The sequence below is a fragment of the Microbacterium sp. Soil_C_42 genome (assembly GCF_057656735.1).
The window spans coordinates 1-21,230 of sequence record NZ_JBDGJU010000030.1 but is presented as its reverse complement, the minus strand read 5'-3'; the positions used below and the strand labels follow the sequence as shown (position 1 = coordinate 21,230).

Sequence of the window (21,230 nt, the reverse complement as noted above, 5' to 3'; positions counted from 1 at the left end):
CCCAACGGACAGGATCCGCCCCGAACCAAGGGCAGCGAGGAAGAAATAGGGTGAGCACGTGAAGCGCGGCAAGCTGCGGGTGCTGCTCGGCGCGGCCCCCGGCGTCGGCAAGACGTACGAGATGCTCGAGGAGGGCCGCCGCCTCGCCGAGGACGGGCGCGACGTCGTGATCGCGGTCGTCGAGACGCACGGGCGCGCGGCCACCGCCGCGCTCATGGACGGACTGCCCGTCGTGCCCCGCGCGCTCGTGTCGCACCGCGGCGTCGAGCTCAGCGACATGGACCTCGAGGGCGTTCTCGAGCGCAGCCCCGAGATCGCCCTCGTCGACGAGCTCGCGCACACCAACGCGCCGGGCCTGAAGCACCACAAGCGCTGGCAGGACGTCGCCGACCTGCTCGACGCGGGCATCGACGTCATCACGACGGTCAACGTGCAGCACATCGAGTCGCTCGGCGGGGTCGTCGAGCAGATCACGGGGGTCGCGCAGCGCGAGACGGTTCCGGATGCCGTGGTGCGCGCCGCCGACCAGGTCGAGGTCGTCGACCTCTCACCGCAGTCGCTGCGCGACCGCCTCTCAGCGGGGCTCGTCTACCCCGCCGAGCGGATCGACGCGGCGCTGTCGAACTACTTCCGGCTCGGCAACCTCACGGCCCTGCGCGAACTCGCGCTGCTGTGGCTGGCCGACGAGGTCGACAGCGCCCTCAAGACCTACCGCGCGGAGCACGGCATCGAGGGTGCGTGGCAGGCGCGCGAACGCGTGGTCATCGCGCTCACCGGTGGCCCCGAGGGCGAGACGCTGCTGCGCCGCGGTGCGCGCATCGCCGCGCGGTCGGCGGGCGGCGAGCTGCTCGCGGTGCACGTGTCGAGCCAGGACGGCCTCCGCTCGGGCGACCCGGGCGCCCTCGCCGCGCAGCGGGCGCTCGTGGAGTCCCTCGGCGGCACGTACCACCAGGTCGTCGGCGACGACATCCCGCACGCGCTCGTCGAGTTCTCCCGCTCGGTGAACGCGACGCAGCTCGTGATCGGGGTGAGCCGGCGCGGCCGCCTCGCGACGCTCTTCACCGGCCCGGGCATCGGGGCGACGGTGATCCGCGAGTCCGGCGACATCGACGTGCACATCGTCACGCATGACGCGGCGGGCGACCGGTTCCCGCTGCCGCGCGTGACCGGCGGTGCCCTGAGCGTCCGCCGCCGCGTGCTCGGGTTCGCGCTCGCGCTGATCGGCGGCCCGCTCCTCACGTGGCTGCTGGTCTCGCTGCGCAGCGAGGACACGATCACCACCGACGTGCTCGCCTACCAGCTGCTCGTGGTCCTTGTCTCGCTCGTCGGCGGCATCTGGCCCGCGGTCTTCGCCGCGGTGATGTCGGGCTTCACCCTGAACTACTTCTTCGTGGCGCCCTACTACACGGTGTCGGTCGCCGATCCGCGCAACGTCTGGGCGCTCATCCTCTACGTCGTGATCGCCGTGCTGGTGAGCTTCATCGTCGATCGCGCCGCGCGCGCGGCGCGATCCGCCCGGCGGGCCGAGGCGGAGGCCGAGCTGCTCGCGAACGTCGCGGGCAGCGTGCTGCGCGGCGAGTCCGCGGTGCCCGCTCTGATCAGCCGCACGCGCGAATCGCTCGGGCTGGCCGGCGTGCGCCTGGTCGACGCCGACGGCACCGTCGTCGCGACCGACGGCGAGCCCGTGCGCGACGGCCGGTACGAGGCCGTGACGGTCGCGCGCCGCAACGGGGGCCCGCCCGCGATGCTCGAGCTGCACGGCCACGTGCTCGACTCCTCCGAGCGCCGGCTCATCGACGCCGTCGCCGCCCAGCTCTCGGCGGCCCTCGAGCACACCGACCTCACCGCCACGGCGCGGCAGGCCGGAGCCCTCGCCGAGACGGACCAGGTGCGCAGCGCGCTGCTGTCGGCCGTGAGCCACGACCTGCGCCGCCCGCTGGCCGCCGCAGTGGCCGCCGTCGGCGGGCTCCGCGCCGCGGGACCGAACCTCTCGCCGGAGGACCGGGCCGAACTCCTCGCGACCGCGGACGAGTCGCTCGCGACACTGTCGGCGCTCGTCACCGACCTGCTGGACGTCAGCCGCGTGCAGGCGGGCGTGCTCGCGGTGTCGCTGCAGTCCGTCGACAGCGCCGGCGTCGTCCTGGCCGCGCTCGACGAGCTCGGCGCCGGGCCCGACCGGTTCGAACTCGCGCTCGACCCCGATCTGCCGCACGTCGAGGCCGACCCGGTGCTGCTGCAGCGAGTGCTGGTGAACGTGCTCGCGAACGCCGCGCGCCACAACCCGGCGGGATCGCGCGTGCGCGTCGCGACGAGCAGCCTGGGCCGCACCGCAGAGATCCGCGTCGTCGACCATGGCACCGGCGTCTCGCCGGAGCGCCGCGACGACATGTTCGTGCCGTTCCAGCGGCTCGGCGACACCGACAACACCGCCGGGCTCGGACTCGGGCTCGCCCTGTCGAAGGGCTTCACCGAGGGCATGGGCGGTACGCTCGCCCCCGAGGACACCCCCGGAGGAGGCCTGACGATGGTCATCGCGCTGCCGGTCGCGGACGCGATCCCCGCCGACGAGAGGTCGCTGCCGTGAAGGTCCTGATCGCCGACGACGATCCGCAGCTCGTCCGTGCGCTGCGGATCACGCTCGCCGCGCACGGCTACGAAGTCCTCGCCGCACCCGACGGGGCCGCGGCGATCGCCCTCGCCGCGAAGGAGCATCCCGACATCGTGATGGTGGACCTCGGGATGCCGCGCCTCGACGGCGTGCAGGTCATCGAGGCGCTGCGGGGCTGGACCACGGCCCCGATCATCGTCGTCTCGGGCCGCACCGGCTCCGCCGACAAGGTCGAGGCGCTGGATGCCGGCGCCGACGACTACGTCACCAAGCCGTTCCAGATCGACGAGCTGCTCGCACGGCTGCGGGCGCTCTCGCGACGCGTGACCGCAGCATCCGGTGTCCCCGTCGTCACCTTCGGGGACGCCGAGGTGGATCTGTCGACCAAGACGGTGACCCGCTCGGGCGAGCGCGTGCACCTCACGCCGACCGAGTGGAAGATCCTCGAGTTCCTGGCGCGCAACCCCGGCTCGCTCGTGACACGGCAGGCGCTGCTGAAGGACATCTGGGGCACCGAGCAGGTGGCCGACACCGGCTATCTGCGGCTGTACATGTCGCAGCTGCGCAAGAAGCTCGAGCCCGATCCGGGCAACCCCGCGCACCTGCTGACGGAGTCGGGCATGGGCTACCGCCTCCTCGCCGACGCCGCCGCCTGACCCGCGTCACGCCGCTGCGCGCCGGGCCCGCCTCGCGGCGACGCGCAGTCCGATGCGGCGACCGATGTGCAGCTGGATGAACAGTGTCGCGATGCCGGCGATGAACAGGCCCGCGAGGTTCGCCACCAGCTGGACGACGGAGCGCAGCGCCTCGTCCCACGCGCCGACGGCCAGCGTGACGCCGAGCGTTCCGACGGCGGGCACCGTGGTGATCGAGATGAACACGCCCACGAGCGCCGACGACTTCGAGGTGGTCAGCGACAGCACTCCCGCAATGCCCGCGAGCAGCGCGATGACGAACGACCACGCGTCGGGCGAGACGATGAACTCGGTGGCCGGCCCGGTGGTCGCATCCTCGTAGGTGATGAGCCCGAGCGCGTACACGGCCGTCCAGATCGCCCATGCGATCACGGTGCTGAGCACGAGGCCGCCGAACAGCGTGACCGACGCCATGCCCGCGATCCCCCGCTTGCGACGCACGATGGCGTAGCAGATCGCCGCAAGCGGCGCGAACTCGGGGCCCACCACCATCGCCCCGATGATGAGGATCGGCTGATCGAGGACGCGGCCGATCCCCGCGATGAGCGTCGCGAGCAGCAAGAAGACGAAGAACGCCCATGACGGCCGCGCGTCCTCGCGAGAGCGGTCGGCGAGCTGCGCCCACAGCACCCCGTCCGCGGGATGCCCCGGCGCGGCGCGCTCGGCGGCGTCCGCGGCATCCGACAGCACGGCGATCGGCTCGCTCACCACGATCGAGCCGTGCGTGGGAACGCCGGCATGACGCAGCATGCGCATGATGTTGTTGGCGTTCTCCCGCGCCATCTCGAAGTGGAGGAGATCCCCTCCGCCACCGGGAGTCGCGGCCGGGACATAGACGATGTCGCTGACGGTCGGCTCGTCACGGAGGCGATCGCAGAGCTCTCGGGCCAGGTCGTGCGGTGCGGTGACGCGAACGGTGAGCATGGCGCCATCCTCCCGTGCCGGCCGCCATCTCGCGCGGCGACGGGCCCGGTGTCAGCCCAGGCCCTGGCGCTCCTCGCCGGCGGCGGGCGCGGCGTCTCCGGCCACGGGCTTGGACGACAGGCCGACGGAGCCGGCACCCGGCGCGTTCGACAGCGCAGCGGCGACCGCGACCGACTCGTCGACGTCGGGGTACTGCGGGCGCAGCTGAACGGGGGTGCGGCGGCGCTGCTCGCGCTTGGCCTTGGTGGCCGCCGCCCACAGGTTGAGCGCCTCGACGAAGATCGCGAACGCCATCGGGCCGTAGATGAACGCCTTGTCGATGTGGAATCCGAAACCCTCGGCCACCAGGAACACGCCGATGAGCAAGAGGAACGACAGCGCCAGCATCTTCACCGTGGGGTGCTTGTTGACGAACGCGAAGATGTAGCGCGACGCGAACAGCATGATGCCGAACGACAGCACGACGACCGTGATGATCACGACGAGGTTCTCCGTCATGCCGACGGCCGTGATGACCGAGTCGAGCGAGAAGACGAGGTCGAGCACGAGGATCTGTGCGATGACCGACCCGAACGTGATGCTCTTGCCGCCGCCCGCGCCGTGCCCGTCTTCGGCGCCCTCGAGCTTGTGGTGGATCTCGGTCACGGCCTTGTAGACGAGGAACAGTCCACCGGCGATGAGGATGATGTCCTTCCACGAGAAGCCCAGCTCCCCGATGAAGAACACCTCCTCCTTCAGCGTCACGATCCACCCGGCGAAGAGCACGAGGATGACGCGCATCAGCATCGCCAGGGTGAGGCCCAGGTTGCGGGCCTTGGCCTGCTGCTCCTTGGGGAGCTTGGACGCGAGGATCGAGATGAAGATGACGTTGTCGACGCCGAGCACCACCTCGAGGACGAACAGCGTCAGGAACACGGCGATCAGATCGGGCGTGAAAGCGAAGGAGAAGTCCACGCCGCCATCGTACGGGCGACGTGGACTTCCCGAGCGGCTCAGCCCGTTCGCGCACCTCGCGGGGCCGGGCGGCTCAGCGCTGGCGCCGTGCGCGCGTCCGACTCAGACCTGCGCGAGGACGCCCTCGAGGCGGCCGTAGCTGGCCTCCATGCCGTCGGTCATGCCGGTGGCGAGCACGATGTCGCGGGTCTCCTTGTCGGGATACTCGATGAGGAGCGTGATGAGGGTGGCGCCGTCCTCCTCGTAGAGGTTCAGGTCGTTGAGCGTCGGGGGGAACTCGGTTCCGGTCATGTGCTCGGTGGTGACCGCGCGGCGCGGTGCCTCGGACAGCAGCGTCTCACCGTCGAAGCCGAAGGTCTCGCCTTCGGTCCCTTCGAGCGGCTCCCATTGGTAGCGGTACTTCCCGCCCACGGACGGGTCGATCTCGCACACCGACATGCGCCAGCCGTCGGGGCCGAGCAGCCACTGCTGCATGAGCTCGGGCTCCTGGTGCGCGCGCCACACGAGGTCGATCGGGCCCTCGATGAGCCGGGTGATGCGCACGTGGGTGTCGTCGAGGATCTCGGTCTGTGTGCCCTTGCCCGCGGAGTACGCCCGCAGGCCCTCGAGCACGCGGTCGAGCTGGTTGATCGCCATCGTCGAGCCCTCGACGGCTCCCATCGCGACGATCTTCTCGAGCGCCTCGGCGGAGTCGAAGTGGGTGGTGTTGACCAGGCGCGAGCCCGTCGGGGTCTGCGCGAACGTGAACACCATGCGCGAGGTCGGCATCTCTGCCAGCACCGTGCCCTCCGCGTCGGCGAACGAGTCGAGAGCGGTGAAGGTGCGGGGGCCGTCGATCTCGAGGAACTCCCACACCCCGTGGAACTCCTCGCCCTTCGGGCTCGTCATGTGATACCGGGCGCGGCCCCCGGCCGTGAGGTCGAACTCCGTGAAGGTGGCGGGGTAGCCCGGAGGGCCCCAGAACCGCTCGAGCTGCCGCGGCTCGGTGAAGGCCTCCCACAGCCTCTCGACGGGAGCTGCGAACTCGGCCGTGAGCGTCATGGTGAGCGCTTCGGGATCGGTGGTGACGTCGGTGACGGGCATCGTCATTCTCCTTCGTTCCTGCGGTGATCGTGCTTCGGTTCTTCGGTGGGGCCGGGCGTGCCGGCGGGTTCGGCGAGCAGCGCATCGAGCCGGTCGATGCGTGCGCGCCACAGTTCTTCGTAGCGGGCGAGCAGTGCGCGGGCGCGGGCGATCATCTCGGGGTCCGCCCGGACCAGGCGCTCACGGCCTTCGGCGCGCTTGACGATGAGGCCGGCGGCCTCGAGCACGGTGACGTGCTTCTGCACCGCCGCGAACGACATGTTGTACTCGCGGGCGAGCGCCGATACGGAGTGCTCGCCTGCGAGCGTCCGACGCAGGATGTCGCGCCGGGTCGCCGCTGCCAATGCGTGGAATACGCGGTCGATCTCGTCATCGCTGAGCTCAATTCCTACAACCATTTGGTTGTACGTTAGCCCTGATCGCCGCATCCGTCAACCCGTCTCGTGCCGAACTAGACTGTTGAGGTCCGGCATCCCCGAATTTCTGGAGCTGAGCCGCGTGACCACCCCCGCATCGACCTCTGTCGCCGACACCGTCGAGAACGCCACCGCCACGCCCGAGAAGGAGCAGCCGTACGCGGCGCTCGGTCTCAAGCCCGACGAGTACGACAGGATCCGCGAGATCCTCGGCCGCCGTCCCACGTCGGGCGAGCTGGCGATGTACTCCGTCATGTGGTCGGAGCACTGCTCCTACAAGTCCTCGAAGATCTATCTCCGCAAGTTCGGCGAGAAGGTCTCGGACGAGATGAAGGAACGGCTCATGGTCGGCATGGGCCAGAACGCCGGCGTCGTCGACATCGGCGAGGGCTGGGCCGTGACCTTCAAGGTCGAGTCGCACAACCACCCGAGCTACATCGAGCCGTTCCAGGGCGCCGCGACCGGCGTCGGCGGCATCGTCCGCGACATCATCTCGATGGGTGCGCGACCCGTGGCGGTCATGGACCAGCTGCGCTTCGGCGCCATCGACAACCCCGACACGGCGCGAGTGGTCCACGGCGTCGTGAGCGGCATCAGCTTCTACGGCAACTGCCTGGGCCTGCCCAACATCGGCGGCGAGACCGTGTTCGACGCGGTCTACCAGGGCAACCCGCTCGTCAACGCCCTCGCGGTGGGCGTCCTCCGCCACGAGGACCTCAAGCTCGCCAACGCCACCGGCGCCGGCAACAAGGTCGTCCTCTTCGGCGCCCGCACCGGCGGCGACGGCATCGGCGGGGCGTCGATCCTCGCCTCCGACACCTTCGCCGACGGCGGCCCGACCAAGCGCCCCGCGGTGCAGGTCGGCGACCCGTTCGCCGAGAAGGTGCTCATCGAGTGCTGCCTCGAGCTCTACCGCGACGAGCTCGTCGAGGCCATCCAGGACCTCGGTGCCGCCGGCATCTCGTGCGCGACCTCCGAGCTCGCGGCGAACGGCGGCTCGGGCATGCGCGTCGACCTCGAGAAGGTGCTGCTGCGCGACCCCACGCTCACGCCGGAGGAGATCCTCATGAGCGAGAGCCAGGAGCGCATGATGGCGATCGTCGCGCCCGCGAAGCTCGACGCGTTCCTCGAGGTCGTCGGCAAGTGGGACGTCGAGACCTCGGTCCTCGGCGAGGTGACCGGCGACGGGCGCCTGCAGATCTTCTGGCACGGCGAGCAGATCGTCGACGTCGACCCCTCGACCGTCGCCGTCGACGGGCCTGTCTACGAGCGCCCCGTGGCCTACCCCACGTGGATCGACGCGCTGCGCGAGGACTCGGCATCCGCTCTCCCGCGTCCGACCGACGCCGAGACCCTGCGCGAGCAGTTCACGAAGCTCGTCGCGAGCCCGAACCTCGCCGACACGTCGTGGATCACGAACCAGTACGACTACTACGTGATGGGCAACACGGCGCTGTCGTTCCCCGACGATGCGGGCATGATCCGCGTCGACGAGCACTCCGGTCTCGGCTTCGCGATCGCCACCGACTGCAACGGCCGGTACTGCCAGCTCGACCCGTACCAGGGCGCCAAGCTGGCGCTGGCCGAGGCGTACCGCAACGTCGCCGTCTCGGGCGCCGAGCCGACCGCCGTCACCGACTGCCTCAACTTCGGCTCGCCGGAGAACCCCGAGGTCATGTGGCAGTTCTCGCAGGCCGTGGACGGACTGTCGGACGGATGCCTCGAACTCGGCGTCCCGGTCACCGGCGGCAACGTGTCGTTCTACAACCAGACCGGCGACCAGCCGATCTTCCCGACGCCCGTCGTCGGCGTGCTCGGGATCATCGACGACGTCGCCCGCCGCATCCCGTCGGGCTGGCAGGACGCCGGCGAGAACATCTACCTGCTCGGTGTGACCTCGACCGAGCTGTCGGGGTCGCAGTGGGCCGGCACGATCCACGACCACCTCGGCGGTCGCCCGCCGGCGGTCGACCTCGCGCAGGAGAAGAAGCTCGCCGAGCTGCTCCACGCCGGCGGCCAGCAGTCGCTCATCTCGTCGGCGCACGACCTCTCGTCGGGCGGCCTGGCACAGGCCCTCGCCGAGGCCACCATGCGCTTCGGCGTCGGCGCGCGCGTCTGGCTGAACGAGATCATGGAGCGCGACGGGGTGGATGCTGCCACCGCCCTGTTCTCGGAATCGACGGGCCGCGTCATCGTCTCGGTACCCCGCGAGGACGACGTGAAGTTCCGCGGCCTGTGCGAAGGCCGGGGCTACCCGGTGCTGCGCATCGGCGTGACCGACGCGGCCGCGGACGGCGACGAGCCCGCGCTCGAGGTGCAGGGCCTGTTCACGGTCCCGCTCGCGGAGCTGCGGGGCCTGTCGACCTCGACGCTGCCCGACGCCTTCGGCCCGATCATCACCGAGCACACCGCCTGACGTCCTGAGCCACCCGGGTTCGGGGCGCATTCTCACCGTTGGGGCGCAGAATCTCCGCCCCAACGGACGAAGAGCGCCCCAAACCCGCAAGTAGGATGGGTCGCATGGCGGCGGAAGACGACGAGTACAGCGGTTTCAACGACACCCGGCAGCGGCGCGTCAAGATCATCGCGTGGGTGACGATCGTCGCCCTCATCCTCGTCGGCGGCGGCGCCACCGTGTTCGCCCTCCTCTTCGGCTGAGGGTGCGGCGGGGGGCCGAAGTGTCAGCAGACTCCCGGCGACAACCGCGCTATATCGCGTTTATCATGGCAGGGTGGAGCCCATCCTCCTCATCGTCTCGAGCTGGTGGTGGATCGGTCCGGCGGCCGTGGGCGCCGGGGCGGCCGCCTATGCCGGCATGACGACGCGCAGCCGCCGGGCACGACGCCTGGAGCTCGATGCCGCCCGCGCGGAGGAATCGCAGGCCTACCGCGACCTCGTCGCCGCGAAGGCCCGCCTGCGCACGGCGCAGGCCGATCTGCTGACCGCCAAGTCCCGCTCCTCCGTCCCGCCCGCGCACGCCGCCGAGGCACGGCGCGAGCTGCAGGCCGCGAGGCAGGACGAGAAGACCGCCTCCCTCGCTCTGCGCGCGAGCCGCACGCGGGTGAAGGCCGGCTACGCCCAGTACCGCGCCGCCTCCACCCGCGACCCGCTTCCGATCGAGCGCCTCTACGCGGCGCACGACAGCGTCAACACCCGATGGCTGGCCTACGAGACGGACGTGGACAAGGCGCTGGCGTATCCGCAGATGACCGATCCGCGGCAGCCCGCGACCGTCGTCTTCCTGCGCGCACAGCGCGAGGCCCTGGCGAAGCGCCCGACCCTGCGCGACCGCGTGACGCCGGAGCAGTTCCTCGAGTACCGGGTCGCCGTGCGCCATCTCGAGGCGACCTTCGCCGAGGCGGAGCGGCAGTCGGGCGTCCCCGGGGCAGCTCGTGCCTCGTCGACCGGAGCGACGGCCGCCGCGGGGCTCACCGCCGCCGCCGCGGTGCTGTCGGAGATCGCCGACCGCCTTCCCGCGCTGATCGCACGGATCCCCCCGCCCCGCCAGGGCGAGCCGCCCGCTGGCAGGGTGCCCTGAGCCGACCACGCGGCGGCGACCGGCCGTTAGCATGACAGTGTGCAAGCGTTCTGGGAGTTCGCGGGCAACTTCTGGTGGCTCGTCTTCCCGCTCATGGGTGTCCTCGGCATGGTCGGCAATGCCTGGGAACGCGGCGCGCGCATGCGCCACAAGCGCCGCCTCGAGGTGATGCACGCGAAGGCCGAGCTCAAGGCCGCACAGGCGGCGGCGCGCGGAAAGCCCGTGGCTGCGGCATCCCTCCCCCCGATCACCGGGGCCACCGCGACCGTGCCGGCTTCGCAGGCGGGATCCGCCCCCCGCGAGACGCAGGTGACCCAGCTCGAGCGGCTGTTCGCGACGCACGACGCCGTCACGGGGCGCTGGCTCGAGTACGAGCTCGACGTCGCGAAGATCATCGCGTTCCCGGCCATGAGTGACGGACGCCAACCGCTCACCGCCGCGTTCCTGCGGGCGAAGCGCATCGCCGACGGGCTGCGTCCCGCGTCGGCGAAAGCGCGCCTCCCGAAGGAGCAGCTCGCCGAGTATCGCAACGCGGTCGCCGACTTCGAGGTGGCCTTCGACGTCGCCGAGCGCGACGCACGGCGCCTGCGCGACTCGACCTTCACCGACGACGAGCGCAAGCGCCTCGACACCGCGAAGAAGCTGCTCACCGTCGCGATCGACGAGGCCGCGACGCCCGCCGAGCGCCAGCTCGCCTACCGCCGCGTGCGCGAGGAGCTCGACGGGCTCCTGTCGATCTCGGACGAGGCCATCGAGGTGCTCGAGAAGAAGGTCATGCTCGAACTCGGGCCTGTCACCTCATCGACGACGGCGACGGTCTCCACGCCCACTCCAGACGCCGCTGACGCGTCGCCCGAAGCCTCCGGGCGCGTGGGCCCAGCTGCGGCCCCGCCGCGCGCGGAAGCCCCGGCGACGCCCGAGCTCATCGCCGACCCCCTGCCCGCACCGAAGCGCCCGAGCACGACGCCGCCTCCCGGTGCGACGTGGCCAGTGCCCTCCCGCGGGAACGGCGATGCGCCCGGCCGCGTGACACATCCCAAGCCCCACCGCTGACCGGGGGGACGGACGCTCCCGCACACTCGGGGCGTTTCGTCTGCGGGCGCCAGAGCGCCCTCCGCTCAACGACCGGTACTGGGCCTCCCGCTTCTTCCTCCCGCATCCTCTTCCGGTCGTTGAGCGAGCGAGGAACGAGCGAGACGAAACGCGCCGAACCAGCGAGCAGCACCGGTTCGAGGTCAGGCGGCGAGCTCGGGGTGGGCGTCGATCCAGCCGTCGATGCGGGCGAACCAGTCGAAGAGCCAGGCTGCACGGGCGTCGAGATCCTCGGGGATCTCCGATCGGGGCACGCGCCACGCGCGCATCGTGATGCCCTTGTCCATCGGCAGCTCGCGCCAGATGTCGCGCAGGGTGTGGAGCCGCTCGAGGCCGGTGTGCGCGATGAACACGACGTCGGCGTCGGGTGAGGCATCCAGCGCGGCATGCATGCCGCCCGGCTGCGGCGCCATCACGTGCGTCATCGCCTCGGCGCGTTCGGCCATCGCCTCCCGGCCCGCGTCGCGCAGTCGCTTGATGCGCGAGCGCCGCCTCGTCGGACTGACCTGACCGCCTTCGGGGAAGATCACGAACGCGTCCTCGGGACCGAGGTCGGCCGCGAGGCCGCGAAGCGCTGCCTCCACCGACGCGCCGCCGCCCTTGCGCCCGTGGCCGAACCCCGACGGCACGATGAACCGCGCCGGGATCCGGTGCAGCAGGATGTCGATCGCCGGATCCCACTGCAGCGTGTACTTGAGCACGATGCGGGGCCGGCGCGCGACCTCGTTCAGCAGCGTGTGGATGAGGATGAACGAGTCGCCCGGGCCGCCGTGCCGGCTCGCCACCACGAGCGGGGTGCCGGGGGCGAACAGCGCCTCGAACGCGGCGCGGCCGGTAGCCGGATCGGAATCATCGGACCCTGTGGTCGTGATCGTGAGCCGCAGCACGCCGCCGAAGATCCGGAACAGGAGGCGCAGGGCCCAGGCGCCGAGGCGGTAGTGCGCGGTGACGAAGCCGGGCCGACGCAGCGCGTAGCCGAAGCCCGAGGCGATCCAGAGGGCGAAGAGCGCGATCACGAGCATCGCGTCCCACAGCAGGTACACGGTCACGAGCCACAGCACGCGCGGCAGCCGGAACCGTCCGGGCACGAGCGAGGTCAGCGCGAGGGCGACCAGCAGCCACAGCGGACTGAGCACCAGCATCACGAGCGCCGCCACGATCACGAGCGGGGCGAGAAGGATGCGGCGCACCCAGGTCGGCAGCATCCGCATCAGGTCTCCTCGCCGGCTCGGGGCGTCTCGTCCCGCTGCGCGCGATCGACGACCGGGGGGTCGCTGTGGGCGCCCGATTCGCGCTCGGCGAGGAACGCGCGGCTGGCGTCGTAGGCGGCGTCGATGCGGCGGCGGACGGTGTCCATGCGGCGATACGACATGAGCGAGTCGTCGCCGTCGAGCCCGCCGCCGCTCGGGAGCACGTGCAGTGCGACACCCTCGGGAAGCGTCGCGACGTCGCGGGCGTAGCGATGGCGGCGGGCGATCTCGAAGGCCACGCGCGCGGTGTCGACTGCCGACTGCGGGGCGACCAGCGGCGTCTCGATGCGCCCGACCTGCAGCACGTAGACCGTCGTCGCGCCGACCTCGACTGCCTGCTCGATGGGGATCGAGTTGACGATGCCGCCGTCGATGAAATGCTCGTCGCCGATGCGGGTCGGCGGCAGGAGTCCCGGCACCGAGGCCGATGCGAGGATCGCCTCGACGAGCGGCCCCGACTCGAACACGTGCTCGGCCGCACGCTCGATGCTCGCGGCGACCACGCGCAGCCGGACCGCGAGGTCCTCGAAGGTTCTGCCGGTTCCGAGGGACCGCTCGAGCAGGTGCCGCAGCGGCGCGGGCGAGTTCAGGTGCGTCTTGGTCTTCACGAGGCGCGTGAACTGGGCGAACAGCGAGTCGCCGTAGACGGCGTTCGCCTCGGGAGAGGTCCAGGCGTCGAGCAGGCGTTCGATCACGGCCGGCGTCGGGTCGCTCGCGACCAGGGCCCCGTTGATGGCGCCGATCGAGGTGCCGACCACGACGTCCGGGCGGATGCCGGACTCGAGCAGGGCCCGCAGCATCCCGATCTCGACCGCACCGCGCACGCCGCCGCCACCGAGAACGAAGGCCACCGTCATGCCCACACCCTATTGCGGGACTCCGCCCCGGCCGTGATTCCCGGTCGTTGAGCGAGCTTGCGAGTCGAAACGCCCCGGACCGTCGAGCGACACCGGCCCGGAGATCCGCGAACGCTCAGGGCGTTTGCACTTCGCTCGTTCCTCGCCCGGTCAACGACCGGAGGCGGTGAGGCCGTCGACGTAGTCCTGGTTGTCGGCGACCCACTCCGCCACGACGGGGCCGTAGTCGTCGCCGTCGTAGGAGCCGAACATGGCGTCCTCGAGCGAGTACAGCAGCTCGTTGTCCATGCGGAAAGCCTTGAGCCAGTCGGCGATCTCGGGGAACTCGTCGGCGAACGAGGTCGATGCCACGGTATGGATGCCCTCGGCGTCGCCGAGCAGGCCGTCGGGGTCTTCGAGATCCTTGAGCGGGAACGCGTTGTACGCCCAGTGCGGCCGCCAGAGGGTGACGGCGACGTCGCGTCCGGCGTCCGTCGCCGCCTGCAGCTCGGTGAGCATCGCGGGCGTGGACGACGTCACGAACTCCATGCCCTCCAGGCCGTAGCCGGGGATCACGTCGTCCTGAGTGACGGTCACGAGCCCCGACCCCGCCTCGATGCCGACGAGGCGGTTGCCGAACACGTCGGCGTTCGCGGCGAGCTCGGTGAGCGAGTCGATGGGGGCGTCCTCGTTCACGGCGATCGTGAGCTTGGCCTCGTCGTTCCAGGCGCCGAGGTCGACGAGCTGGTCGCCGTACGTCTGCATGTAGTCGGCGTGTGTGAGCGGCAGCCACGTATCGAGCGTGAGGTCGTAGTCGCCCTTCGCGATGCCGGTGTACGCGGCGGCCGGGTCGGCGTACTCGAGGTCGACGGTGTAGCCCTTCTCCTCGAGCACCGCCTTCCACAGCTCGGACGCGGCGATACCCTCGTCCCAGCCGTTGAACACGGCGATCGTCAGGTGCCCCTTGTCGGAGCCGCCGACGCCCGTCTGCACGAGCGCGCCGTTGACGAGCAGAGCTGCGGTCCCCGCCAGGGCGAGTCCGGCGGCGATGATGCGTCGCTTGGTCATGTCGGTTCCTCTCGTGTCAGGCCGGGACGGGCTCGGGTCGCTCTGCGTGAGCATTGGGGGTGGTCCCCGCTGCCGCCCCGGTCTGCGCGGGCTCGGCGGTGGCGTCTGCCGGGGTGGCAGCATCCGTGTTCCCGCTCGCGACGGTCGTGGCGCGCGGCGTGCGGGCACGCGGCTGCGAGAAGCCCGACGTGACGCGGTCGAGGATCATCGCGAGGATGACGACCGAGAGGCCCGCTTCGACGCCGAGGCCGATGTCGATGCGGCTGAGGCTCTGCACGACCTGGCCGCCCAGGCCGCCCGCGCCCACCATGCCCGCGATGACGACCATCGACAGGCTGAGCATGATGACCTGGTTGACGCCGGCCATGATGCTCGGCAGGGCGAGGGGCGACTGGATCTGGCGCAGGATGCGTCCGGGCGAGGCACCGAAGGCGTGGCCGGCCTCGACGATCTCGGGGTCGACGCCGCGGATGCCGAGCTCGGTGAGGCGCACGCCGGGCGCGAGCGCGAACGCGATGGTCGCGACCATGCCGGGCACGGGACCCACGCCGAAGATGAGCATCGCGGGGATGAGGTAGACGAAGGCGGGCATCGTCTGCAGGAAGTCGAGCACCGGCCGCAGCGTCTTCGAGACCCGGTCGCTGCGTGCGGCCCAGATGCCGAGGGGCACGGCGATCGCGATCGCCACCACGGCGGCGAGGATCACGAGCGCGAGGGAGTCCATCGCGTTGGACCACTGGCCGACCGCGACGATCACGAGCAGGCCCAGGGCGCTGCCGACGGCGAGCACGAGACCCTTCGACCAGTAGGCGAACGCGGCGATCACGAGGATCACGGCCCAGAACGGCGGCGTCGAGAGCGAGGCGTCGAGCCAGTCGTAGAGGCCGCGGAAGATCACGGCGACGACGTCGAAGAAGCCGCCGAGCGCGTCGATGACCCAGCGGACGCCGGTCTCGACGACGTCGCCCAGCGGGAGGCGGATCAGGTCGTTCATCGCAGGGCTCCTTCCGTGGCGGCGTGTTCGTGGGCGCCGACCTCTGTCGGCGGTGCGGCACGGCCTGCCGGCACGCCACCCGTCTGGTCGACGCCTTCGAGGGTCTCGGTCATGACGCTCGCCGGAACGGTGGCGGGCACATCGATGATGGGGTTCTCGCGGGTCACGGGCGGCACGTCGCCCAGGGCGGCGAGCAGGGTCACGCGCGGGATCGTGCCGACGAGCCGGCCGGCATCGTCGATGACGGCGACCGGCACGGGGCTCTCGACCGCGCGCTCGACGACGTCCGTGAGGGGATCGTCGACGTGCACGGCCGGCCGGCCGTTGCGCACGAGCGAGCGCAGGTCGGTGCGGCCGTCCTTGACGGCGCGGATGACGGCGCGGTCGGTGACCGACCCGAGATACCGACGGTTCTCGATGACCGACACCGAGCCGACCTGCAGGTCGCGCATGACCCGCAGCGCGCCGCGGACGCCTGCGCTCACCGGTGTCGTGGCGACCGGCGGAGCCATGACCGAGCCGGCGGTCAGCACACGAGCGCGGTCGACGTCCTGCACGAACTGGGCGACGTAGTCGTTCGCCGGGTCGGTGAGGATCTCCTCGGGCGTGCCGTTCTGCACGATGCGGCCGTCGCGCATCACCGCGATGCGGTCGCCGAGGAACATCGCCTCGTTGAGGTCGTGCGTGATGAAGACGATCGTCCGGCCGAGCTCGCGCTGCAGCTCGATCAGCTGCTCCTGCATCTCGCGCCGGATGAGGGGGTCGAGCGCGGAGAACGCCTCGTCCATGAGCAGGATGTCGGTGCCCGACGTCAGCGCCCGGGCGAGGCCGACGCGCTGACGCATGCCGCCCGAGAGCTCGTCGGGCATCGCGTCGGCGCGATCGCCGAGGCCGACCTTGTCGAGGATCTCGCGCGCTCGCGCACGGCGCTCGTCGCGTCCGACGCCCTGGATCTCGAGGGCGTAGGCGGCGTTGTCGAGCACGGTGAGGTGCGGCAGCAGCGCGAAGTGCTGGAACACCATCGAGATGGAGCGCTGACGGATGCCGCGCAGCGCCTTCGCGGACGCCTTGGTGACGCTCTGCCCCTGCACGAACACGTCGCCGGCTGTCGGCGGCAGCAGCCCGTTGAGCATGCGCAGCACCGTGGACTTGCCCGAGCCCGAGAGGCCCATGATCACGAAGATCTCGCCGGGCTGGACGGTGAAGCTCGCGTCGATCACGGCCGCGGAGCCGGCATCGGCGACGTCGGCGCGCGTCGCGCCGGCACGGAGCCGCTTGACGGCGTCTTTGGGATTGCGTCCGAAGACCTTGAAGAGGTTGCTCGCCTCGATGGCAGGCGGAACGGTCACTGTGCACCTCGGCAGCTCCGGTGCAGGAGCTGCATCGGTCGCGCCCGGGTGGCGGCCGTTCCTGCGGCGGATGTCGGATCCGCGCCGCGGCCGCCGACCATACGCTCACCGGTCTGACGCTCAGGCGTCACCGGAGACCGCGGACTGGTCGGGAGGGGCCCGTGAAGGCCTCAACCACCGTTTCATGCGGTGCCAGGGCTGGCAAATTCGACACCGATCGGCCGTTTCGGTACCTCGCGCACGCGCGATAGCACGGCGGGTATCGACCGGGGCCATCGGCGGGACGGGGGCTTGACGCCGTGACCACTTCCATGGTTACTTAGTCAAGTAACTAACCAACCAAGCGGAGCTGATGTGATCGAAGAAGGCCGGGCGCTGTTCCTCCAGATCGCCGAGAGCGTGGAGGACTCCATCATCGACGGCAGCCTCGCCGAAGAGGCGCAGGCGCCGTCGACGAACGAGCTCGCCGCCTTCTACCGGATCAACCCCGCCACCGCCGCGAAGGGAGTCGCGATGCTGACCGACAAGGGCGTGCTGTACAAGCGGCGCGGCATCGGCATGTTCGTGGCGCCGGGTGCGCGCGAACTGCTGATGAACGAACGCCGCACCGCATTCGCCGACCGCTTCGTCGAGCCGCTGCTCGCCGAGGCCCGCAAGCTCGGGCTCGGGCCCGATGACCTGGAGCAGCTCATCCGCGACCGCGCCGGGGCGCACGTCGCGACCACCACGGAAGGGAACGCACGATGACGACCGGGAACAACGTCATCGAGGTGAAGAATCTCACCAAGCGCTACCGCGACGTCGTCGCGGTGGACGACGTGAGCTTCACCATCGAGAAGGACACCATCTACGGCCTGCTCGGCCGCAACGGCGCCGGCAAGACGACGGTCATGTCGATCCTCACGGCGCAGAACTTCGCGACGTCGGGCGACGTGCGGGTGTTCGGCATGCAGCCGTACGAGAACGCGAAGGTGCTCTCGCGCATGTGCTTCGTGCGCGAAAGCCAGAAGTATCCCGACGACGCGCTGCCGAAGCACGCGTTCGGCGCGGCGAAGCTCTTCTTCCCCGCCTGGGACGACGAGCTCGCCGCGCAGCTCATCGACGACTTCCAGCTGCCCCAGAAGACGCGCATCAAGAAGATGTCGCGCGGCCAGCTGTCGGCGGTCGGCGTGATCATCGGCATCGCCTCGCGCGCCGAGATCACGTTCTTCGATGAGCCGTACCTCGGCCTCGACGCCGTCGCACGGCAGATCTTCTACGACCGGCTGCTGGAGGACTACACCGAGCACCCGCGCACGGTGATCCTGTCGAGCCACCTCATCGACGAGGTGTCGAACCTCATCGAGCGCGTGCTCGTCATCGACCACGGGCGCATCGTGATGGACGAGGCGACGGACGCCGTGCGCGACCGCGCCGCGAACATCGTGGGCGACGCGAGCGCCGTCGACGCGTTCGTCGCCGGCCGACAGGTGATCCACCGCGAGAGCCTGGGGAACGTGGCATCCGTCACCGTCCTCGGCGCGCTGTCGCTCGCCGACCGCGAGCGACTCGCAGCCGCCGGCCTCGACGTCGCGCCGGTCTCGCTGCAGCAGCTGATCGTGCGCACCACGCAGAACGCGGCCGGGTCCGCGGCATCCGAGGAAGGAGCACTGCGATGAACCGCACCGTCAACGTCGTGCGCATGCAGCTGATCAACAAGCAGACGTTCGTCTGGGTGCCGCTGATCGTGCTCGGCGCCTCGTTCGCGATGTCGATCGCGATCTACGCGATCCTGAGCTCGTCGGGCCTGCCGGGCCCGTTCTACGGCGGCGGCTCGCAGGCACCGCTGTGGGTCCTGATGTTCGTGGGGATCTCGTCGCTGACGCTGACGTTCCCGTTCTCCCAGGCGATGAGCGTCACGCGCCGGGAGTTCTTCTTCGGCACGATGCTCGCCGCGGCGATGTGCGCCGCGCTGCTGGCGGCGGTGTTCGCGATCGGCGGGCTGATCGAGGAGGCGACGAACGGCTGGGGGATCAACGGGTACTTCTTCGCCCTGGACTGGGTCGTCGAGGACGGCGCCCTCGGTGCCGCCTTCTTCTACTTCGTGACGGCGATGCTCATCTTCATGCTCGGGTTCTGGTCGGCGACCGTCTACAAGCGCTCGGGTGCGCTCGTGCTCACGCTCATCTGGGTCGGCGTCGGCGTACTCCTGCTCGTGGCGATCTGGGCCATCACCCGCCTCGAGGTGTGGGGCGAGGTCATGTCGTCGCTGGTCGGACTGGGCGCCGTCGGCCTCGCCGCATGGGGACTCCTCCTGACACTCGTGCTCGGCGGGATCTCCTACCTGACGCTCCGGCGCACGGTCCCGTGATCACCTTCCGCTCGTTGAGCGAGCGGGAGAGTCAGAACGGATGCTGCCACCCGGCGTGATCGCCGGGTGGCAGCATCCTTGTTCCACGTGAAACGGACGTTCAGCGGGAGTCGGCCGCCTCGGTGTGGTGGCGGATGACCTCGGCGACCACGAAGTTGAACCACTTCTCGGCGAAGGCCGGGTCGAGGTCGGCCTGCTCGGCGAGACTGCGCAGGCGCGCGGTCTGCTGCTCCTCGCGGGCGGGATCGGAGGCGGGCATGCCGTGCTCGGCCTTCAGATGGCCGACCTGCTTGGTCGCCTTGAAGCGCTCGGCGAGCAGATACACCAGGGCGGCGTCGATGTTGTCGATGCTGCTTCGCAGCCGGGCCAGCGTCGTCGTGGGGTCTTCGGTCATGGCGCTCCTTCTCGCCCCTCGACGATACCCGAGCGGCCTGCACGTTCCTCCGGGATGACGCGGGTCATGCGATCCGGGTGACGTTCGCCGCGCGCGCCTGCTCCCATGCACTCCCCGCCCTAGAGTGTGTCCCATGACCGATGCCTCGCCCACCCTCGGCGCCACCGCTGCCGAGGCTGCAGAGCCGCTGTCCGCCGACGCCGCGGCGGGCACGGACAGCCGGACCACCACGTCCGCGTCCGGCGACGGCACCGCCGTGGACACCGCACCCGAAGACGCCCCCGTGTTCACCGGCGAGGCACCCGCGGGCAAGACGTTCTGGGCGAACCTCAACAGCCCGTTCCGGTTGGGGCTCGTGCTGACGCTCGGCGCGCTGACGGCGGTGGCCCTGGGACTGGCGTTCTGGAACCTCTCGACGATCATCATCTACGTGGTCTTCGCGCTGTTCGCAGCACTCGGCCTGGACCCCGTCGTGCGCTGGTTCGGCCGCCGCAACGTCTCGCGGCCGTGGGCGATCGTGATCGTGTACACGGCGTTCGCGGTCGTGCTCACCGGCATCCTCCTGCTCGTGGTTCCGACCCTGATCAAGCAGATCAGCGCGTTCTTCACGGACCTGCCGAGCACCATCGCGAACTTCCAGAAGTCCGACTTCTACGGGTGGCTCAGCGACACGTTCGGCTCGCAGGTGGGTCAGATCACCGACCAGGTCGAGAAGTTCCTGACCAACCCTGCGAACATCGCCGCGATCGGCGGCGGCGTCGTGAACTTCGCGGTGAGCGTCGGCACGACCATCTCGGGCCTGATCATCGTGCTGGTGCTGAGCCTGTACTTCCTCGCGGGCCTTCCCACCATGAAGGTCGCCTTCAACCGCTTCGTGGCGGCCCGCAACCGCAAGAAGGCCGCGGCGATGACCGATCAGATCACCGACTCGATCGGCGCCTACCTCATGGGCATGGTGGTGCTGGCGTTCTGCAACTCGGTCGTCGCGTTCCTGCTGCATCTGTTCCTCGGGCTGCCGTTCCCCGCCCTGATGGGCGTGCTCGCGTTCCTCATCACGCTGATCCCGCTGATCGGTTCGGTGCTCTACTGGCTCACGGCGACGACGCTCGCGCTCTTCACGGGCTGGCTCCCGGCACTGATCTTCGCGGTCGTCTACCTCATCTACATGCAGCTCGAGGCGTACGTCCTGACCCCGAAGGTGATGAACAAGGCGATCTCGGTACCCGGTGCCCTCGTCGTGATCGGCGCGATGGTCGGCGGCACGCTGCTCGGCCTCCTCGGAGCGCTCGTCGCGATCCCGGTGACGGCGTCGATCCTCCTGATCATCAAGCAGGTCTTCATCCCGAAGCAGGACGCCAAGATCTGACGGGCGTCGGGCAGCGCGAGACCGCACGAAAGCACCGGGACGCGTCGCGTGTTCGTGCTGTTGTGAGGTCTCGTCGCGTTCGGCGCACCGATGCTGTGGCGGCGCAACAAGAGGTCGCCGCCGCGTCCTCCCGCGTGCGAGACCGCACAAACGCACTCAGGGGCGTTCTCACCAGGTGCTGTTGTGAGGTCTCGTCGCGATTGGCGCACCGATGCTGCGGCGGCGCAACAAGAGGTCGCCGCGTCCTCCCGCGTGCGAGACCGCACAAACGCACTCAGGGGCGTTCTCACCAGGTGCTGTTGTGAGGTCTCGT

At 70.3% G+C, this 21,230-nt stretch carries 20 protein-coding genes; 10 read left to right on the top strand and 10 right to left on the bottom strand.

Features of this window, described 5'->3' with window-relative positions; genetic code table 11:
* Nucleotides 1–58: 58 nt before the first annotated feature.
* Complete coding sequence (locus tag AC3A46_RS15310; protein WP_487665968.1) at nt 59–2,584, top strand: sensor histidine kinase; 2,526 nt, start codon at nt 59–61, stop codon at nt 2,582–2,584.
* A complete protein-coding gene (locus AC3A46_RS15305) occupies nt 2,581–3,264 on the top strand; it encodes a response regulator (protein ID WP_487665967.1) in 684 nt (227 codons plus the stop codon). Before AC3A46_RS15310 ends, AC3A46_RS15305 begins: the two co-directional genes overlap by 4 nt.
* A gap of 6 nt (nt 3,265–3,270) precedes the next feature.
* Here the strand turns inward: AC3A46_RS15305 and AC3A46_RS15300 are convergent, their stop codons facing one another.
* The 4 genes from AC3A46_RS15300 to AC3A46_RS15285 all read right to left on the bottom strand — a co-directional run bounded on the left by AC3A46_RS15300 (nt 3,271) and on the right by AC3A46_RS15285 (nt 6,662).
* A complete protein-coding gene (locus AC3A46_RS15300; RefSeq protein WP_487665966.1) occupies nt 3,271–4,227 on the bottom strand; it encodes a DUF389 domain-containing protein in 957 nt (318 codons plus the stop codon).
* 51 nt (nt 4,228–4,278) lie between these two features.
* Nucleotides 4,279–5,181 (bottom strand): TerC family protein, encoded by a 903-nt coding sequence (locus AC3A46_RS15295; RefSeq protein WP_487665965.1) that lies wholly within the window; start codon nt 5,179–5,181, stop codon nt 4,279–4,281.
* A 102-nt stretch (nt 5,182–5,283) separates the two neighbouring features.
* Nucleotides 5,284–6,264, bottom strand: a complete 981-nt coding sequence (locus AC3A46_RS15290) for an SRPBCC family protein (RefSeq protein WP_487665964.1) — start codon at nt 6,262–6,264, stop codon at nt 5,284–5,286.
* A 2-nt stretch (nt 6,265–6,266) separates the two neighbouring features.
* Nucleotides 6,267–6,662 carry an ArsR/SmtB family transcription factor gene (locus AC3A46_RS15285; protein ID WP_487665963.1) on the bottom strand — a complete coding sequence of 132 codons (396 nt, stop codon included), beginning with the start codon at nt 6,660–6,662 and terminating at the stop codon, nt 6,267–6,269.
* 100 nt (nt 6,663–6,762) lie between these two features.
* On the opposite strand from AC3A46_RS15285, the gene purL reads away from it, so the two are divergent.
* The 4 genes from purL (at nt 6,763) to AC3A46_RS15265 (ending at nt 11,271) form a co-directional block, all read left to right on the top strand.
* A complete protein-coding gene (gene purL, locus AC3A46_RS15280; protein WP_487665962.1) occupies nt 6,763–9,096 on the top strand; it encodes a phosphoribosylformylglycinamidine synthase subunit PurL in 2,334 nt (777 codons plus the stop codon).
* Between the two features lie 104 nt (nt 9,097–9,200).
* Nucleotides 9,201–9,338 carry a hypothetical protein gene (locus AC3A46_RS15275; RefSeq protein ID WP_181911767.1) on the top strand — a complete coding sequence of 46 codons (138 nt, stop codon included), beginning with the start codon at nt 9,201–9,203 and terminating at the stop codon, nt 9,336–9,338.
* Nucleotides 9,339–9,411: 73 nt separating this feature from the next.
* A complete protein-coding gene (locus AC3A46_RS15270; protein ID WP_487665961.1) occupies nt 9,412–10,218 on the top strand; it encodes a hypothetical protein in 807 nt (268 codons plus the stop codon).
* Between the two features lie 39 nt (nt 10,219–10,257).
* Nucleotides 10,258–11,271 carry a hypothetical protein gene (locus AC3A46_RS15265; RefSeq protein ID WP_487665960.1) on the top strand — a complete coding sequence of 338 codons (1,014 nt, stop codon included), beginning with the start codon at nt 10,258–10,260 and terminating at the stop codon, nt 11,269–11,271.
* Between the two features lie 182 nt (nt 11,272–11,453).
* Here AC3A46_RS15265 and AC3A46_RS15260 read toward each other — a convergent pair whose 3' ends face one another.
* The 5 genes from AC3A46_RS15260 to AC3A46_RS15240 all read right to left on the bottom strand — a co-directional run bounded on the left by AC3A46_RS15260 (nt 11,454) and on the right by AC3A46_RS15240 (nt 16,807).
* A complete protein-coding gene (locus AC3A46_RS15260) occupies nt 11,454–12,521 on the bottom strand; it encodes a 1-acyl-sn-glycerol-3-phosphate acyltransferase (RefSeq protein WP_487665959.1) in 1,068 nt (355 codons plus the stop codon).
* Nucleotides 12,521–13,417 (bottom strand): patatin-like phospholipase family protein, encoded by an 897-nt coding sequence (locus AC3A46_RS15255; protein ID WP_487665958.1) that lies wholly within the window; start codon nt 13,415–13,417, stop codon nt 12,521–12,523. Before AC3A46_RS15255 ends, AC3A46_RS15260 begins: the two co-directional genes overlap by 1 nt.
* Before the next feature lie 150 nt (nt 13,418–13,567).
* Entirely contained in the window at nt 13,568–14,464 is an 897-nt protein-coding gene (locus AC3A46_RS15250; RefSeq protein ID WP_487665957.1) for a glycine betaine ABC transporter substrate-binding protein, read from the bottom strand.
* Between the two features lie 16 nt (nt 14,465–14,480).
* A complete protein-coding gene (locus tag AC3A46_RS15245) occupies nt 14,481–15,458 on the bottom strand; it encodes an ABC transporter permease (RefSeq protein ID WP_487665956.1) in 978 nt (325 codons plus the stop codon).
* On the bottom strand, nt 15,455–16,807 hold the full coding sequence (locus tag AC3A46_RS15240) for a quaternary amine ABC transporter ATP-binding protein (RefSeq protein WP_487665955.1): 1,353 nt from the start codon (nt 16,805–16,807) through the stop codon (nt 15,455–15,457). Before AC3A46_RS15240 ends, AC3A46_RS15245 begins: the two co-directional genes overlap by 4 nt.
* A gap of 354 nt (nt 16,808–17,161) precedes the next feature.
* Here AC3A46_RS15240 and AC3A46_RS15235 point away from each other — a divergent pair, with 354 nt between their 5' ends.
* From AC3A46_RS15235 to AC3A46_RS15225, 3 genes are read left to right on the top strand one after another with little or no spacing between them, the layout of a single operon-like run.
* Nucleotides 17,162–17,554: a GntR family transcriptional regulator gene (locus AC3A46_RS15235; protein ID WP_487665954.1), complete on the top strand. Its 393-nt coding sequence runs from the start codon at nt 17,162–17,164 to the stop codon at nt 17,552–17,554.
* Nucleotides 17,551–18,465 carry an ABC transporter ATP-binding protein gene (locus AC3A46_RS15230; RefSeq protein WP_311293444.1) on the top strand — a complete coding sequence of 305 codons (915 nt, stop codon included), beginning with the start codon at nt 17,551–17,553 and terminating at the stop codon, nt 18,463–18,465. The genes AC3A46_RS15235 and AC3A46_RS15230 overlap by 4 nt, the downstream gene beginning before the upstream one ends.
* Complete coding sequence (locus tag AC3A46_RS15225) at nt 18,462–19,157, top strand: hypothetical protein (RefSeq protein WP_487665953.1); 696 nt, start codon at nt 18,462–18,464, stop codon at nt 19,155–19,157. Before AC3A46_RS15230 ends, AC3A46_RS15225 begins: the two co-directional genes overlap by 4 nt.
* Nucleotides 19,158–19,257: 100 nt before the next feature.
* Here the strand turns inward: AC3A46_RS15225 and AC3A46_RS15220 are convergent, their stop codons facing one another.
* Nucleotides 19,258–19,551 carry a chorismate mutase gene (locus AC3A46_RS15220; protein ID WP_045302127.1) on the bottom strand — a complete coding sequence of 98 codons (294 nt, stop codon included), beginning with the start codon at nt 19,549–19,551 and terminating at the stop codon, nt 19,258–19,260.
* Between the two features lie 133 nt (nt 19,552–19,684).
* Here AC3A46_RS15220 and AC3A46_RS15215 point away from each other — a divergent pair, with 133 nt between their 5' ends.
* Complete coding sequence (locus AC3A46_RS15215) at nt 19,685–20,917, top strand: AI-2E family transporter (protein WP_487665952.1); 1,233 nt, start codon at nt 19,685–19,687, stop codon at nt 20,915–20,917.
* Nucleotides 20,918–21,230: the final 313 nt, after the last annotated feature.

Excerpts from the sequence above, each read along its gene's own strand:
- AC3A46_RS15275 (WP_181911767.1), top strand. The coding sequence starts at position 9,201 with ATGGCGGCGGAAGACGACGAGTACAGCGGTTTCAACGACACCCGGCAG.
- AC3A46_RS15220 (WP_045302127.1), bottom strand. The coding sequence starts at position 19,551 with ATGACCGAAGACCCCACGACGACGCTGGCCCGGCTGCGAAGCAGCATC.
- AC3A46_RS15215 (WP_487665952.1), top strand. The coding sequence starts at position 19,685 with ATGACCGATGCCTCGCCCACCCTCGGCGCCACCGCTGCCGAGGCTGCA.
- AC3A46_RS15300 (WP_487665966.1), bottom strand. The coding sequence starts at position 4,227 with ATGCTCACCGTTCGCGTCACCGCACCGCACGACCTGGCCCGAGAGCTC.
- AC3A46_RS15250 (WP_487665957.1), bottom strand. The coding sequence starts at position 14,464 with ATGACCAAGCGACGCATCATCGCCGCCGGACTCGCCCTGGCGGGGACC.
- AC3A46_RS15255 (WP_487665958.1), bottom strand. The coding sequence starts at position 13,417 with ATGACGGTGGCCTTCGTTCTCGGTGGCGGCGGCGTGCGCGGTGCGGTC.
- AC3A46_RS15225 (WP_487665953.1), top strand. The coding sequence starts at position 18,462 with ATGAACCGCACCGTCAACGTCGTGCGCATGCAGCTGATCAACAAGCAG.
- AC3A46_RS15290 (WP_487665964.1), bottom strand. The coding sequence starts at position 6,264 with ATGCCCGTCACCGACGTCACCACCGATCCCGAAGCGCTCACCATGACG.
- AC3A46_RS15230 (WP_311293444.1), top strand. The coding sequence starts at position 17,551 with ATGACGACCGGGAACAACGTCATCGAGGTGAAGAATCTCACCAAGCGC.
- AC3A46_RS15260 (WP_487665959.1), bottom strand. The coding sequence starts at position 12,521 with ATGCGGATGCTGCCGACCTGGGTGCGCCGCATCCTTCTCGCCCCGCTC.
- AC3A46_RS15285 (WP_487665963.1), bottom strand. The coding sequence starts at position 6,662 with ATGGTTGTAGGAATTGAGCTCAGCGATGACGAGATCGACCGCGTATTC.
- AC3A46_RS15245 (WP_487665956.1), bottom strand. The coding sequence starts at position 15,458 with ATGAACGACCTGATCCGCCTCCCGCTGGGCGACGTCGTCGAGACCGGC.